At 69.9% G+C, this 14108-nt stretch carries 14 protein-coding genes; 11 read left to right on the forward strand and 3 right to left on the reverse strand.

The genetic code is table 11. The features are described from left to right. The first annotated feature begins 76 nt into the window (after nt 1-76). From radA to H0E82_RS14410, 3 genes are all read left to right on the forward strand, one after another. Nucleotides 77-1453, forward strand: coding sequence for a DNA repair protein RadA (radA, locus tag H0E82_RS14400; RefSeq protein ID WP_180546123.1), 1377 nt, complete (start codon nt 77-79; stop codon nt 1451-1453). Nucleotides 1454-1477: 24 nt separating this feature from the next. Continuing rightward, nucleotides 1478-2053 carry a hypothetical protein gene (locus H0E82_RS14405; protein ID WP_180546124.1) on the forward strand — a complete coding sequence of 192 codons (576 nt, stop codon included), beginning with the start codon at nt 1478-1480 and terminating at the stop codon, nt 2051-2053. Nucleotides 2054-2146: 93 nt separating this feature from the next. Further along, a complete protein-coding gene (locus tag H0E82_RS14410; RefSeq protein ID WP_180546125.1) occupies nt 2147-2761 on the forward strand; it encodes a hypothetical protein in 615 nt (204 codons plus the stop codon). Nucleotides 2762-3275: 514 nt separating this feature from the next. Here the strand turns inward: H0E82_RS14410 and H0E82_RS14415 are convergent. Next, entirely contained in the window at nt 3276-3446 is a 171-nt protein-coding gene (locus H0E82_RS14415) for a hypothetical protein (protein WP_180546126.1), read from the reverse strand. A 399-nt stretch (nt 3447-3845) separates the two neighbouring features. Continuing rightward, entirely contained in the window at nt 3846-4634 is a 789-nt protein-coding gene (locus H0E82_RS14420; protein WP_180546127.1) for a cytochrome C assembly family protein, read from the reverse strand. 126 nt (nt 4635-4760) lie between these two features. Between H0E82_RS14420 and ffh the strand changes: the two genes are divergently transcribed. From ffh to H0E82_RS14460, 8 genes are all read left to right on the forward strand, one after another. After that, a complete protein-coding gene (gene ffh / locus H0E82_RS14425) occupies nt 4761-6131 on the forward strand; it encodes a signal recognition particle protein (protein ID WP_180546128.1) in 1371 nt (456 codons plus the stop codon). A gap of 4 nt (nt 6132-6135) precedes the next feature. After that, a complete protein-coding gene (locus H0E82_RS14430; RefSeq protein WP_180546129.1) occupies nt 6136-7203 on the forward strand; it encodes an NAD(P)H-dependent flavin oxidoreductase in 1068 nt (355 codons plus the stop codon). Nucleotides 7204-7211: 8 nt separating this feature from the next. Beyond that, entirely contained in the window at nt 7212-8021 is an 810-nt protein-coding gene (locus H0E82_RS14435; RefSeq protein WP_180546130.1) for an aminotransferase class IV, read from the forward strand. A gap of 92 nt (nt 8022-8113) precedes the next feature. Continuing rightward, on the forward strand, nt 8114-8380 hold the full coding sequence (gene rpsP / locus H0E82_RS14440) for a 30S ribosomal protein S16 (RefSeq protein WP_180546131.1): 267 nt from the start codon (nt 8114-8116) through the stop codon (nt 8378-8380). 34 nt (nt 8381-8414) lie between these two features. Then, on the forward strand, nt 8415-8942 hold the full coding sequence (gene rimM, locus H0E82_RS14445; protein ID WP_180546132.1) for a ribosome maturation factor RimM: 528 nt from the start codon (nt 8415-8417) through the stop codon (nt 8940-8942). An 89-nt stretch (nt 8943-9031) separates the two neighbouring features. Beyond that, entirely contained in the window at nt 9032-9787 is a 756-nt protein-coding gene (trmD, locus tag H0E82_RS14450; RefSeq protein WP_180546585.1) for a tRNA (guanosine(37)-N1)-methyltransferase TrmD, read from the forward strand. Nucleotides 9788-9931: 144 nt separating this feature from the next. Continuing rightward, the gene (gene rplS / locus H0E82_RS14455) at nt 9932-10390 is read left to right on the forward strand and encodes a 50S ribosomal protein L19 (protein ID WP_180546133.1); all 459 of its coding nucleotides are present in this window, start codon (nt 9932-9934) and stop codon (nt 10388-10390) included. A gap of 236 nt (nt 10391-10626) precedes the next feature. Next, entirely contained in the window at nt 10627-11040 is a 414-nt protein-coding gene (locus H0E82_RS14460; protein ID WP_180546134.1) for an RNA-binding S4 domain-containing protein, read from the forward strand. A gap of 601 nt (nt 11041-11641) precedes the next feature. Here H0E82_RS14460 and katG read toward each other — a convergent pair. Beyond that, nucleotides 11642-13894, reverse strand: a complete 2253-nt coding sequence (gene katG / locus H0E82_RS14465) for a catalase/peroxidase HPI (RefSeq protein WP_180546135.1) — start codon at nt 13892-13894, stop codon at nt 11642-11644. Between the last annotated feature and the right edge of the window lie 214 nt (nt 13895-14108).

Raw genomic sequence — 14108 nt, forward strand, 5'->3', positions numbered from 1 at the left:
CGGGTGGATGACAACGGTCTCGCCGGCCGAGACGGGGCGACGCTACAGTGGCTGCAGTTCGGACACGGGTGTGACGATGGCGAAGGCGAGGACGGCGTACGTCTGCAGCGAATGTGGCGCGGACTACAGCAAATGGCAGGGCCAGTGCAGTGCCTGCGGCGCCTGGGACACGGTGGCCGAGATCGTGCTGGAGAGCGCGGCTGCCGCGAAGTCGCCCGCGTCGCGTCGCAGCGGTTGGGCAGGCAAGGTCGATGCACCGAAGGTGATGGCGCTGCGCGACGTGCAGCAGGGCGAGGATGTCCGCGTCTCCACCGGGATCGGCGAGTTCGACCGGGTGCTGGGCGGGGGCCTGGTCGAAGGCGCCGTGGTGCTGGTGGGCGGCGATCCCGGCATCGGCAAGTCGACGCTGTTGCTGCAGGCGCTGGCGCGGATGTCCGGCACGTTGCCGGGACTTTACGTCACCGGCGAGGAATCGCTCGCCCAGGTGGCCGGCCGTGCGGTCCGGCTGGGGTTGTCGCTCGACGGCCTGCATGCGCTGGCCGAGACGGGCATCGAGCGCATCCTCGAGCACGCCGCGTCCCTCAAGCCGCGCCTGATCATCGCCGACTCCATCCAGACGCTGTGGACCGAATCGCTGACCGCTGCGCCGGGTTCGGTGAGCCAGGTGCGCGAATCCGCGGCCCGCCTGGTGCGCTATGCGAAGGAAACCGGCACCGCCGTCTTCCTCGTCGGCCACGTGACCAAGGAAGGCGGCATCGCCGGGCCGCGGGTGCTCGAGCACATGGTCGATGCCGTCCTGTACTTCGAGGGCGACAGCGGAAGCCGCTTCCGGGTGATGCGCGCCTTCAAGAACCGCTTCGGCGCGGTCAACGAGCTCGGCGTGTTCGCGATGGGCGAGAAGGGCCTCAAGGAGGTGGCCAACCCGTCCGCGATCTTCCTCTCGGGCGCCAGTGCGCAGCAGCCGGGCAGCTGCATCATGGTCACGCGGGAAGGCACGCGTCCGCTGCTGGTCGAGGTGCAGGCGCTGGTGGATGCATCGCCACTGTCCAACCCGCGTCGTGTGGCCGTGGGCATGGAGGGCAATCGCCTGGCGATGCTGCTCGCGGTGCTGCACCGCCATGGCGGCATCGTCACCGGCGACCAGGACGTATTCGTCAACGTCGTCGGCGGCATGCGGGTGCAGGAGACGGCGGTCGATCTGCCGGTGCTGCTCGCGGTGCTGTCCTCCCTGCGCGACGCGCCGCTCCCGGACAAGACCATCGCGTTCGGCGAGGTCGGGCTCTCGGGCGAGATCCGGCCGGTGCCCAATGGCGAGGAGCGGCTGAAGGAGGCCGCCACGCATGGCTTCGTGCGCGCCATCGTGCCTCGGGCCAACGCGCCCAAAGCGGGCGCCTACAAAGGCATGGAGGTCATTCCGGTGGAGCGGTTGGCGGAGGCGCTTGAGCACATCTGAGGCCGGCATGGGTACCATCTCGCGATGCCCGGTGTCCTCCTGAGCGCGGGTGCGGCGCGATTCGTTTCGATCGTCCTGCATCCCTTCGTCGTGTTCGCCGCGCTTGCGCTCGTGGCGGCCTGGCGGATCGACCCCGCCTCGCTGTTGCACACGGTCGTCGGCATCGCCGCGGCGATCGCGGTGGTCTCGGTCTTCATCTGGCAACGCCGCCGCTCCGGTCACTGGCAGACCGTGGATGCCTCGCGACCCCAGGAGCGTCCCCTGCTTTACCTGCTGGCCCTGGCAGTGGCGGGGGGCTACTGGCTGTGGATGGGCGGTCGCGGCTCCGCCACGTCGGGCGGCGTGCTCGCGGCCGTCGCGATGCTGTGCGCCGCGGGCCTCGCGAACCGCTGGATCAAGCTGTCCCTGCACATGGCCAGCCTCGCCTTCGCAGCCGTGTCGCTGCTGGTCCTGGTGCCGTGGATGGGCGCTGCGGCAGTGGCGATGTTGCCGGTCCTCGGCGCTGCGCGCGTGCGGATGGGACGGCACACCCGGGGCGAGGTGCTCGGCGGCACGGTGCTGGGCGCGGTCTCGGCGCTGCTGCCCCGGCTGATCGGCTGACCCGGCGGCGCGGCATGTTCCGACCCGTGCGGCAATGTCGCCGGGTTAGGCTCCACGGGCGGCATCCGCCACGCACGCTTCCGGGAGTGCCTCATGGCCACAGGGCTCGGCGACATCGCGCGGCTGCGCTCGATCCTGGCGATCTGCTGGCTGGTGCTTGCAGGCGCGCCGTTCGTGGCAGCGGCTGCAGACACCACGGATCGCATCGGGGTCCCCGGCCCGCTCCGCTTCGGTGACACCGAATTCGTGCTGCAGTGGAGCAGCAATCCGTCGCCCGCGCTGTACAAGCAGGAGTATCTACCCGCCGGGCAGCGTGCCGAGCGATACGACAGCATGCTTCTGGTCGACGTGCGTCCGCTCGACGGCGATGTCGTGCAGACGGCGCGCGGCATGATCGAGCAGATCGAAGCGCGCAAGGCCAGCGATCCGGTCGCCAACTTCGATGTGCTCGTCAACGAAACCGGGGACGAGGTACTGCTGGACTTCCTGCTTTCGGCACAGGACGACGCCGGCATCATCGTGGAGTGGAACGCTTACCGGTATCGGCCCGGGCCGGACGGCCGGGGCACCGCGATGATCGGAATCAGCCGGCGTGGCTATGGCGAGGCCGCACGCGCGTTTCTCGTTGAGCTGAAGGCGAAGCGGGCGCGCGATATCGAGACGCTCGCGGGCATGCAACCGGTCGAGGTGCGATTGCCGGCGCGGTGATGTCCTCCCCGGGGCGCGTGGCGGGCGCGTTCCGGATGTCCGCCGCATGCCGCCCATTGCAGCCGTGCCCGGATTGCAGCTGCCCAGTCCGCCCACGAAGCGAATGCGCGACCGGGCCGTGCATTGCGGTGCGTTCTCGCTTCCGCTCCTGCCGCCGAGGCCGCGGCGTCCGGTCCGTCCTGTGTTCCATCGCTCTGTCGCGATGCGGTGGGTCGGGTCGTGCTGCGTCCCGGACGTCGGGGGTTCGCGACAGGCGAGGGCCAGGCCGAGGTGGCGTGGTTCCGTCGTGGTTCTTCGGCGCGCTGGCGCGGTATTAACGTGCGGCCTGATGTCGCAGTGCTGGCGGAGCTTCCCTTGCGACGTGCCCGGCTCGGCGCCCATCCGGTGCAGCCATGGCTGTATCGCCCGCAGCGCGCGGGCAGGTGGCTGCCGGGCCGTCGGCGGTGTCAGCGCCACCGGCGAAGGCAATGCCTGTCCGGTCTTGAATGCAATCCCCGTCCATTTATGCCGGAGGTCAATGCCCGGGCGACGCGTCGCTGCAGTCGGCCGGCACGATGTCGGCCGGACAGGACGTTCGATCGCTGACGAGAATGCGGTCATCGGGATGGGGCGCGGTGGCGAGGCTGTCGTCGACCTCGCATGTCGCCTGCGCGTTCCCGTCGAAACTCAGGACAACGCGGCGCATGCCTTAGAGACGCCGAGCGCGGTCTGGCTGGGTGCGCGGCAGCGGACGAGACGCAGGGGGGTATCGGTCCCGGTGTCGGTCCGCGACGGATGACGCCCATGGACGTCGTCGGTCCGGTCGAACCTCGACCGCACGGCGCTGGGACGTGGCGGATGTCCAGCAGGCCACATGCTGGGTTCCGGGCGCGTCGGCAATGGCAGTGCGATCGGCTTCTCGTTCGACTCGTGTGCAGGCACTGCCCTTGGCAATCCGATGCGGCGTTGGATCGGTGAGGACGGGGCCGTCTCACCCGACGGTGGAAGCCGATGGAGCGACCGCAAGCCTGCCGCGCGCTGCATCCGCAACGGCATCCGGCCGGGTGTGGATCCGGGTCCTTCCGACCCGGAGCACACGCAGCAGTCAGACGCTGCGCCGCAGTACGAGTTCCAGCACGAACTTGCTGCCGAAGAACGCCAGCACCAGCAAGGCCATCGCGGCGAGCGTCCAGCCGACAGCGCGGGTCCCGCGCCAGCCGCGGCGCCAGCGTCCCAGCAGCAGGGTGCCGAAGGCCAGCCAGGACAGCACGCTGAACACGGTCTTGTGCATCAGGTGCTGGGCGAAGAAATCCTCGACGAACAGGATCCCGGTGAGCAGGGTGGCGGTCAGAAGCGCGAAGCCGACCCAGATCGTGCGGAACAGCAGCGATTCGAGTTCGGTCAACGGCGGCAGGGCGCGCAGCCAGCGATGGAATTCACGGCGGCGCAGCGCCCGCTCCTGCGCCCACAGCAGCAGTGCCAGCACCGCGGCGACCGCGAGCGCGGCGTAGGCCAGCAGCGCGAACCACGCATGCCATTGCAGGCGCCAGTCGAGCGTCTCCGAGGCAGCATGCGTGGATTGCCCGTAGCCGAGCAGGCTGAAGGCCGCGATCGGGAACACGATCACGCCGAGCGCGGCCATACGCACGCGCAGGTCGTAGAGCACGGTCAGCACCGCCATTCCGAGCCCGACCAGGGACAGCGCGGCGAAAAAATGCAGCTCGACACCGATCTCGCGCCAGACCACCAGGTGCGCGGCCGCATGCAGCAGGACCGCAGCCACCGCAGGCGCGGCCCACCAGGCCGTGGCCGGCACCGGATCGCGGGCCACGCCGCGCACGAGCGCGGCAGCCGCCAGCAGGTAGAGCAGGGCAGCGATGAGAACGATTGTCATCGCGTGAGTGTCGCATGCCGCGTGGTCCCGATGCAGGCCCCGGCTGCGCCCGGTGTACCGGGACAGGGAGCCCCGCCACCGCGCGGCTATAATCGCCATCCGTATTCCGCCGCATCGAGTTGTCGCATGTTCGAGTCCCTGACCCAGCGCCTGTCCGGCACCATGGAGCGCCTGCGCGGCCGCGGTCGCCTAACGGAAGAGAACATCCGCGAGGCCACCCGCGAGGTGCGCATCGCGCTGCTGGAAGCCGACGTGGCGCTGCCCGTGGTGCAGGCGCTGATCGAGCGCATCAAGGTGCGCGCAGTCGGCCAGGAAGTGCTGAAATCCCTGACCCCGGGCCAGGCGCTGATCAAGGTCGTGCGCGACGAGCTGACCGCGGTCATGGGCGCCCAGGCCACCGAGCTCAACCTCAACGTGCCGGCCCCGGCGGTCATCCTGATGGCGGGCCTGCAGGGCGCGGGCAAGACCACCACGGTCGGCAAGCTCGCCAAGCTGCTGAAGGAAAAGCGCAAGAAAAAGGTCATGGTGGTGTCGGCCGACGTCTACCGTCCGGCCGCGATCGAGCAGCTGAAGACGCTGGCCGAGCAGGTCGACGTGCGTTTCTTCCCGTCGGACAACACCCAGCAGCCGGTCGAGATCGTGCGTGCGGCGATCGCCGATGCGAAGAAATCCTTCATCGACGTGCTGCTGGTCGACACCGCCGGCCGGCTGGCGATCGACGAGGCGATGATGGCCGAGATCAAGGCGCTGCACGCCGCCGTCAATCCGGTCGAAACGCTGTTCGTCGTCGACTCGATGACCGGCCAGGACGCGGCCAACACGGCGAAAGCATTCGGCGAGGCGCTGCCGCTGACCGGCGTGGTGCTGACCAAGACCGACGGCGATGCGCGCGGCGGCGCGGCGTTGTCGGTGCGCTACATCACCGGCAAGCCGATCAAGTTCGTCGGCACCGGCGAGAAGGTCGACGGGCTCGATGTCTTCCACCCCGAGCGCGTGGCCGGCCGCATCCTCGACATGGGCGACGTGCTGTCGCTGGTGGAGCAGGTCGAGGGCCAGGTCGACAAGGACAAGGCGCAGAAGCTCGCCGAGAAGGTCGCCAAGGGCAAGAAGTTCGACCTCAACGACATGCGCGACCAGCTCGAGCAGATGCAGAACATGGGCGGCATCGGCAGCCTGATGGACAAGCTGCCGGGCCTCGGCAACGTGCCCGAGCACCTCAAGCAGCAGGTCAGCCAGGGCAAGGAAGTGCCGCGGATGATCGCGATCATCAACTCGATGACCAAGAAGGAACGGCGCAACCCGAACCTGCTCAACGGCTCCCGGCGCTCGCGCATCGCTGCCGGCGCCGGCACCACGCCGGCCGAGGTCAACAAGCTGATGAAGCAGTACATGCAGATGGAAAAGATGATGGGCAAGATGGCCCGCGGCGGCATGAAGGGCATGATGCGCGGCCTGCAGGGCATGATGGGCGGCATGGGCCGCATGCCGTTCCGCTGACCGCGTGACGCGCCCGGCCCGCCAGCGCAGCGATGCGTTCTGCGCGCGTTTCGGGCTGCGCCTGCCGGTGCTTCTTTCGCCGATGGCGGGCGCCTGCCCGATCGCGCTGTCACGCGCGGTGATCGAAGCCGGCGGCATGGGGGCGATGGGCGCGGTGCTCTCCGAGCCTGGCGACATCGGCGCGTGGATGGACGATCTGCGCACCGCCGGCGGCGGGCCCGCCCAGGTCAACCTCTGGATTCCGGACCCCGCGCCCGAGCGCGACGCCGCGGCCGAAGCGGCGATGCGCACTGTTCTCGCGCAGTGGGGCCCGCACGTACCTGCAGATGCCGGTAACGCGACGCCGGCCGATTTCCATGCGCAGTGCCAAGCACTGCTCGCCGCCAAACCGGCGGCGGCCTCGTCCATCATGGGCGTGTTTCCGGCGCCGTTCGTCGCCCAGCTCAAGTCTGCGGGCATCGCCTGGTTCGCCTGTGCGACGACCCTCGATGAAGCGCTCGCCGCCGAGGCGGCCGGCGCCGACGCGGTGGTCGCGCAGGGCTTCGAAGCCGGTGGTCACCGCGGTGCCTTCGATGCGGCGAGCGCCGACACGCAACTGGTCGGCCTGTTCGCACTGCTGCCGCGTCTGGCCGACGCGCTGCGTGTGCCGGTGGTCGCCGCGGGCGGCATTGCGGACGGTCGCGGCATCGCCGCGGCGTTGACGCTGGGGGCGAGCGCGGTGCAAATCGGCACCGCCTTCCTGCGCTCGCCGGAGGCGGCCATTCCACCCGTCTGGGCGAACGCGCTGGCATCGGCCGAGCCGGAGGATGCGTGGCTGACGCGCGCGTTCAGCGGGCGGCTCGGCCGCGCCCTGGCGACGGCGTATGTCCGCGCCGCGGCGTCGTCTGACGTGAGGCCGCAGCCCTACCCGGTGCAACGCGGCCTGACTGGGCCGATGCGCGCGGCCGCGGTGCGCGACGCGCGGATCGACGCGATGCAGGCCTGGGCAGGACAATCCGCCGCGTCGGCCCAGGCGCGTCCCGCCGCGTCGCTCGTCACCGGCTGGTGGCGGACGGCCGACGCATTGCTGTGACGGTTCCTGTGGCGACGGCCAGTCTCTGGATCGAGGGCCGAGCTGCCGACGCGGCTGCGCTGCGGGCATTGCAGTTGAACTACGGCCACCTCTCGACGATGCAGGTGCGACGGGGCGCCGTGCAGGGATTCGCGCGCCACGTGGCGCGGCTGCAGTCGGCCAATCTCGAGCTCTTCGGAAGCGCATTGCCGGAGGCGCGCATCCGTGACGCCCTCGCGTCCGCGCTGCGGGCTGCCGCAGTGGGCGACGCCACGTTGCGGGTATCGGTCGGCGCAATGGACTCCGCTGCGGTCGAGCGGGGCGAGCAGGCCGTGGTCACCCTGCTCGTCGCGGTCTCGCCGCCGCGCACTCCACCCTCGACACCCCAGCGTCTGAGAAGCCATCGACACCAGCGCCCGCTGGCGCATCTCAAGCACCTCGCCACGCTGCCGCTGCTGCACGCGCGCCGGGCCGCGCGTATGGCGGGGTTCGACGATGCGGTGCTGGTCGACGACGCGGACTGCGTGCTCGAAGGCACCCTGTGGAACATCGGTTTCGTTGAGCCGGGCGGCGGCATCGTCTGGCCTGCCGGGGACGCGCTGCGGGGCACGACCGAGGGGATGTTGCGCGCAGGGCTCGACGTGGCCGGCGCTGCCCAGCGCATTGCCCGGGTGCATCGGGCGGACTGGTCAGGCTTCGACGCCGCCTTCGCCTGCAACAGTAGCGGCGTCTGGCCGCTGGCCTCGATCGACGGGCAGGGGTTCGCCGGCGCAGCGAACATGGTGAGCGCATTGCAGGCCGTTCTGGGGGCGATGCCCTGGGAACCGCTGGCCGCCTGAGCGGTCCGGGCTTGCCGGGCGGGGGCGGCTTTCCGCTATAATCGCCGGCTTACCTCGCCACCCTGGCGACTGGGCAACACCGAGAGAGCACTATGGTCAAGATCCGTCTCACCCGCGGCGGCGCGAAGAAGCGTCCCTTCTACCACATCATCGTCACCGACTCGCGCAGTGCGCGCGATGGTCGCAACATCGAGCGCGTCGGGTACTACAACCCGGTCGCCACCGGTGGCGAGCAGCGCGTTGTTCTCGATACCGCGCGTGTCGACCATTGGGTCGGCCAGGGCGCGCAGATGACCGACAAGGTCCGCGGCCTGTACAAGGAAGCGGGCAAGATCGCGGCGACGGCCACCGCCGCCTGATCCCCGGGCCGCGCTCGATGCGCGGCCATTCGCGATGAACGAACCGACGCGCCAGCCGCCCCGCCGGATGATCCAGGTGGGGAAGGTCCATGGCGCGTTCGGCGTGCGCGGCGAAGTGAAGCTCGAATCGTTCACTGAGCCGCGCAGCGCGGTCTTCCGCTACCAGCCCTGGGTGCTGCGCGACGCGCGCGGCATCGAGCGTGACTGCGAGGGCGCACGCGGGCGTGAAACGCCGAAGGGCGTCGTCGCCACGCTGCCGGGGATCGAGGATCGCGATTCGGCCGAAGCCGCGCGCGGCCTCGAGGTCTGGGTGCCCCGCGAGGCCCTGCCTCCGCCCAGGCCGGGCGAGTATTACTGGGTCGACCTCGAGGGTCTGCGCGTGCGCAACGTCGAGGGCGTCGAGTTCGGCACGGTCTCGCACCTCTTCTCAACCGGCGCCAACGACGTGCTGGTGGCGCACGGCGAGCGCGAACGGATGATTCCGTTCGTGGTGCCGGATTATGTCGTGTCCGTGGATTTCGATGCCGGGCTGGTCACGGTCGACTGGGATCCGGATTTCTGAGGCCGAGTGATGGCCCTCCTCACCAGCGCGCAGCGATGACCTCCGCACCGGCCTTCGATCCGTCACCGGCGGCCATTGGCCGCGAGTGCATCCGGATCGACGTCGTCACCCTGTTTCCGGAGTTCATGGACCAGGCGGCCACGGTCGGCGTGGTCGGGCGCGCGCGCGAACGCGGTCTCCTCGCGCTGCAAGGCTGGAATCCGCGCGACTACGCCGAAGGCAACTACCGCCGGGTGGACGACCGCCCCTTCGGCGGCGGCCCGGGGATGGTCATGCTGATCGACCCGCTACGGGCTGCGATCACCGCGGCGCGCGCAGCGGCGCCCGGGCCGGCGCGGGTCTTCTACATGAGTCCACAGGGACGGCCGCTGACCCAGGCCCGGGTGCGCGAACTCGCCGCGCTGCCGCGGCTCATCCTGCTGTGCGGCCGCTACGAAGGCGTCGACGAGCGCCTGTTGCAGGCCGAGGTCGACGAGGAGCTGTCGATCGGCGACTACGTGCTGTCCGGCGGCGAACTGGCGGCCGCGGTGGTCGTGGATGCGGTCGCACGGCTGCAGAACGGTGCGCTGAACGACGCACTCTCGGCCGAGCAGGACAGCTTCGAAGGCGACGGCCTGCTCGACTGCCCGCACTACACCCGCCCGGTGGAGCACGCGTTGGGCCGGGTCCCGGACGTGCTGCTGTCGGGCAATCATGCGGACATCGCCCGTTGGCGGCGCCAGCAGTCCCTTGTGCGGACCGCCGTGCGCCGGCCCGAGCTTCTGGACGAGGCGGCGCTGGGTCAGGCGGACCGTCGCCTGCTCGACGCCGCGCGGGCAGCGGAGGGCACGGGTGACCCGGCCTGAGAGACCTCGAGCGGGCGGTGGCGCGATGCGCCGGCCTGCGTCTATAATGCCCGGCTAACCCGTTCCATCGAGCCCACGAGCTCACCGAGCCAGAGCGTGCGTCCACGTGCACCACGCCTACAACGACACCAACAGGCAAAGACCATGACCACCAAGCCCTCCCTGAACACCCTGCTGCAGGATTTCGAAAGCGCCCAGACCGCGCGCGAGCTTCCCGACTTCGGCCCCGGCGACACCGTCGTCGTCAACGTCAAGGTCAAGGAAGGCAACCGCGAGCGTGTCCAGGCCTACGAGGGCGTGGTCATCGCCAAGAAGAACGCGGGCCTGAACTCGGCGTTCACCGTGCGCAAGATCTCCCACGGCTTCGGCGTGGAGCGTGTGTTCCAGAGCCACAGCGCGACCATCGAGTCGGTGGAAGTGAAGCGTCGCGGCAAGGTGCGCGCCGGCAAGCTGTACTACCTGCGTGGTCTGGAAGGCAAGAAGGCGCGCATCAAGGAAGACCTGTCCGCAGGTGCCAAGGCCAAGAACGAGAAGGCCCGCGCGGACAGGGCCGAGGCCGCTGCGGCCACGGCCGCCGGGAAGTCGGCTGCGGCTGCCGAGTAATCGGACCGCTTCGCGCTGCACGACGGCCGCCGCAAGGCGGCCGTTTGCGTTTCAGGCCTTCCAGTTCGGGTGCGAGGCCTGCGCCGCCGCGCATGCCCGCACGCGAACGGCCCGACCGCATCCGGGCATGATGCTTCGACCAGCGACGACATCGGCCCCGCTACGATCCACGCTGCCCGCGCAGCGCACCGGAAACGGCGCGCGAGGCGACTCTCCACTGCCGTGATCCAGTCCGCATGACAGACATCAGTCCATCCGCCGCCCGGCACAGCGTCCGCCTCGATCTGTGGTTGTGGGCAGCGCGTTTTTTCAAGACACGGGCAGTGGCCAAACAGGCGATCGAGACGGGCAAGGTGGACGTCGGTGGCCAGCGCGCCAAGCCGGCGCGCGCGGTGCGCATCGGGGACTGTGTACGCGTCGTGCGCGGGGACGAGATCTTCGAGATCGTCGTGGCGGGGCTGTCGGACATGCGCGGCCCTGCATCGACGGCGCGCACGATGTACTCGGAGCCCGAGGCCTCGCGCGTCGCGCGCGAAGCGCGGATGGCCGAACTGCGCGCGGCACGGGCGGGCTACCAAGCGCCGGAGCAGAAACCGGACAAGCGCGCGCGCCGATTGATCCGCGCACTCGGTGACATCGACGCGATCTGATCGACAGCAGTCGCGACACCAGCATTTCGGATATCAACCACAGCGGGCGCGCATCACGTTGCGCGTCGCGCGGTTCGGGCGCGCAGTTCGAGATATGCCATCGCCTGCTCAACGGTTGTCGTCGCGTCGAGGCATCGTGCGCGGGCCGCGATATGCGGCAGAGGGGATGCCAGCGCTGCCCAAGAACCGGCCTGGAGCAGGCGACGCCTGCGATGCGGGGGCATGGGGTCGGTGCATGCCGGGGCCGCCATCGGTGCAGACGACCCGGCACGCGAAGCCGTGTACCCGAGGCCGGGCGCGACGTACGCGACGCATCCTGCGTTCGCCGACGACCGTGGGGAGGGCATGGACAAGAGCCGTGCTGTCGACTGTCTCGTGCGGCTGCAGGTGCCCGACGGGCGCCCGTGGCCGTCAACCCGGACCAGGGAGAGACGACGGCCGGTCCTCCCGCGAGACGGGAGAGACAGGGGCTGCATGCTGCAGCAACGGCAATGCGTCGGTCCTACGGTTCCGGTGTCTGCGCTCGATCCGGCGCGGCGCACCTCGATCACCCACGACGCCGTTGCCGCCGCAACGGCGTCGTTTCCGCATGGGCTGGCGATCAGGCAGGATCGAAACGGTCGAGCTCCATCACCCGGGTCCAGGCCGCGACGAAGTCCTCGACCAGCCGCGCTTCGCCGTCGTCACTCGCGTAGACCTCGGCCAGTGCACGCAGCACGGCATTGGATCCGAACACCAGGTCGACCCGCGTGGCGGTCCAGCGCTTCGCGCCGTCCCCGCGGACGCGCCCTTCGAACAGCTCCGCTGCCGGGGAGACCGGCATCCATTCGGTGCCCATATCGAGAAGGTTGCGGAAGAAGTCGTTGCCCAGCACACCGGGCCGATCGGTGAGAACGCCTGCCTGCGAACCGGCATGGTTCACGCCGAGCACGCGCAGGCCGCCGACGAGCGCGGTCATCTCCGGCGCGGTCAACGTGAGCATCTGTGCGCGGTCGACCAGCAGGTGCTCGGCCGGCACGGACGAAGGACCCTTGATGTAGTTGCGGAACCCGTCGGCGAACGGTTCGAGCGCGGCGAAGGATTCGACGTCGGTCTGCTCGTCGCTGGCGTCGGTACGGCCGGGCCGGAAGGGCACGCGGATCTCGCTGCCGGCCGCGCGTGCGGCCTGTTCGATTCCGACCCCGCCTGCGAGCACGATCAGGTCGGCCATCGAAATCCGGACGCCGCCTTCGGCATCCCGGTCGAACGTCGTACGGATGCCTTCGAGCGTCTCGAGCACGCGCGCGAGCTGCGCCGGCTGGTTGACCGCCCAGTCCTTCTGCGGCGCCAGGCGGATGCGCGCGCCGTTGGCACCGCCACGCTTGTCGCCGCCGCGGAACGTGGACGCGGATGCCCACGCCGTGGCCACGAGCTCGGCCACCGGAAGCCCGGCGTCGGCGATCCGCGCCTTGAGCATCGTGATGTCCGCCTCACTGACCAGCGGATGCGACCGTGCAGGCAGCGGGTCCTGCCACAGCAGCTCTTCGGACGGCACCTCCGGCCCGAGATACCGGGCGCGCGGCCCCATGTCGCGATGGGTGAGCTTGAACCAGGCCCGCGCGAACGCATCGGCGAACGCCTCGGGCTGCTCCAGGAAGCGCCGCGAGATCGGGCCGTAGACCGGATCGAAACGCAGCGCCAAGTCGGTCGTGAGCATGCGCGGGCGATGCGTGCGCGACGGGTCGTAGGCATCGGGGATGTCCGCCTCCGCACCCACCGCGACCCACTGGTGCGCGCCGGCCGGCGACTTCTCCAGCTCCCACTCGAAGGCGAACAGGTTCTCGAAGAACTGGTTGCTCCACTGCGCGGGGGTCTGGGTCCAGGTCACCTCGAGGCCCGAGGTGATGGTGTCCGGGCCCTTGCCGGTGCCGTAGCTGCTGTGCCAGCCGAAGCCCTGGGCGGTGATGTCGGCAGCCTCGGGCTCCACGCCGACATTGTCCGACGGACCCGCGCCGTGGGTCTTGCCGAAGCTGTGGCCGCCGGCGATCAGGGCCACGGTTTCCTCGTCGTCCATCGCCATGCGCCCGAAGGTGTCACGGATGTCGCGCGCTGCGAGCAGCGGATCGGGATTGCCGTCGGGGCCTTCCGGATTGACGTAGATCAGGCCCATCTGCACCGCGGCGAGCGGATTCTCCAGCCGGCGGGTATGCACGTCGCCGTCGGCATCGTCGTCCGAAACCAGCACACCTTCGTCGGCGGCCTTGTGCGCGCCGTCGGAACCGTGCGCATAGCGCACGTCGCCGCCCAGCCAGGTGGTCTCGCGTCCCCAGTACACGTCCTGGTCCGGCTCCCAGGTGTCCTCGCGGCCGCCGGCGAAGCCGAAGGTACGGAAACCCATCGATTCCAAGGCGACGTTGCCGGTGAGGATCATCAGGTCCGCCCAGGAGATCTTCTGGCCGTACTTGCGCTTGATCGGCCACAGCAGGCGTCGCGCCTTGTCCAGGCTGACGTTGTCGGGCCAGCTGTTGAGGGGAGCGAAACGCTGCTGGCCCCGCCCGCCGCCGCCCCGGCCGTCGCCGATGCGATAGGTGCCCGCGCTGTGCCAGGCCATGCGCACGAACAGGCCGCCGTAATGGCCGAAGTCCGCCGGCCACCACGGCTGTGAATCGGTCATCAGTGCCCGGAGGTCGGCCTTGAGCGCCTGGTAGTCGAGCTTGGCGAATTCGCGCGGATAGTCGAACGCGCCGCCCAGGGGATTGGAGCGCTCCGAGTGCTGGTTGAGCAGGTCGAGGCGCAACTGGCTGGGCCACCAGTCGCGATTCGTGGTGCCGCCACCGGCGGTGGCATGGAACGGACACTTGGCTTCGGTCGACATGAGAGGTGGCTCCGGCAGGCGCCGACGACGATGCGTCGGCCAGGGTGGGCGCGGCCCGACTCGAGGACTCGGGACGGTATGCGGGACGGCTGGGGCCCGGCGTGCTCGCGCAAACTCCGCAGACACGTCGGCAGTGGGGTCCCCATGCAGCGGCCTCAGGTTAGGCCGGATCGCTCGCGCCGGGGAAATCGATTGTTCACGCCTATTCGATAGC

Source organism: Luteimonas deserti (assembly GCF_013425765.1).
GTDB classification, from domain to species: Bacteria; Pseudomonadota; Gammaproteobacteria; order Xanthomonadales; family Xanthomonadaceae; genus Luteimonas; species Luteimonas deserti.

Coding starts and splice junctions, on each gene's coding strand:
- radA (WP_180546123.1), top strand. CDS start 77: ATGGCGAAGGCGAGGACGGCGTACGTCTGCAGCGAATGTGGCGCGGAC.
- H0E82_RS14405 (WP_180546124.1), top strand. CDS start 1,478: ATGCCCGGTGTCCTCCTGAGCGCGGGTGCGGCGCGATTCGTTTCGATC.
- H0E82_RS14410 (WP_180546125.1), top strand. CDS start 2,147: ATGGCCACAGGGCTCGGCGACATCGCGCGGCTGCGCTCGATCCTGGCG.
- H0E82_RS14415 (WP_180546126.1), bottom strand. CDS start 3,446: ATGCGCCGCGTTGTCCTGAGTTTCGACGGGAACGCGCAGGCGACATGC.
- H0E82_RS14420 (WP_180546127.1), bottom strand. CDS start 4,634: ATGACAATCGTTCTCATCGCTGCCCTGCTCTACCTGCTGGCGGCTGCC.
- ffh (WP_180546128.1), top strand. CDS start 4,761: ATGTTCGAGTCCCTGACCCAGCGCCTGTCCGGCACCATGGAGCGCCTG.
- rpsP (WP_180546131.1), top strand. CDS start 8,114: ATGGTCAAGATCCGTCTCACCCGCGGCGGCGCGAAGAAGCGTCCCTTC.
- rimM (WP_180546132.1), top strand. CDS start 8,415: ATGAACGAACCGACGCGCCAGCCGCCCCGCCGGATGATCCAGGTGGGG.
- rplS (WP_180546133.1), top strand. CDS start 9,932: ATGACCACCAAGCCCTCCCTGAACACCCTGCTGCAGGATTTCGAAAGC.
- H0E82_RS14460 (WP_180546134.1), top strand. CDS start 10,627: ATGACAGACATCAGTCCATCCGCCGCCCGGCACAGCGTCCGCCTCGAT.
- katG (WP_180546135.1), bottom strand. CDS start 13,894: ATGTCGACCGAAGCCAAGTGTCCGTTCCATGCCACCGCCGGTGGCGGC.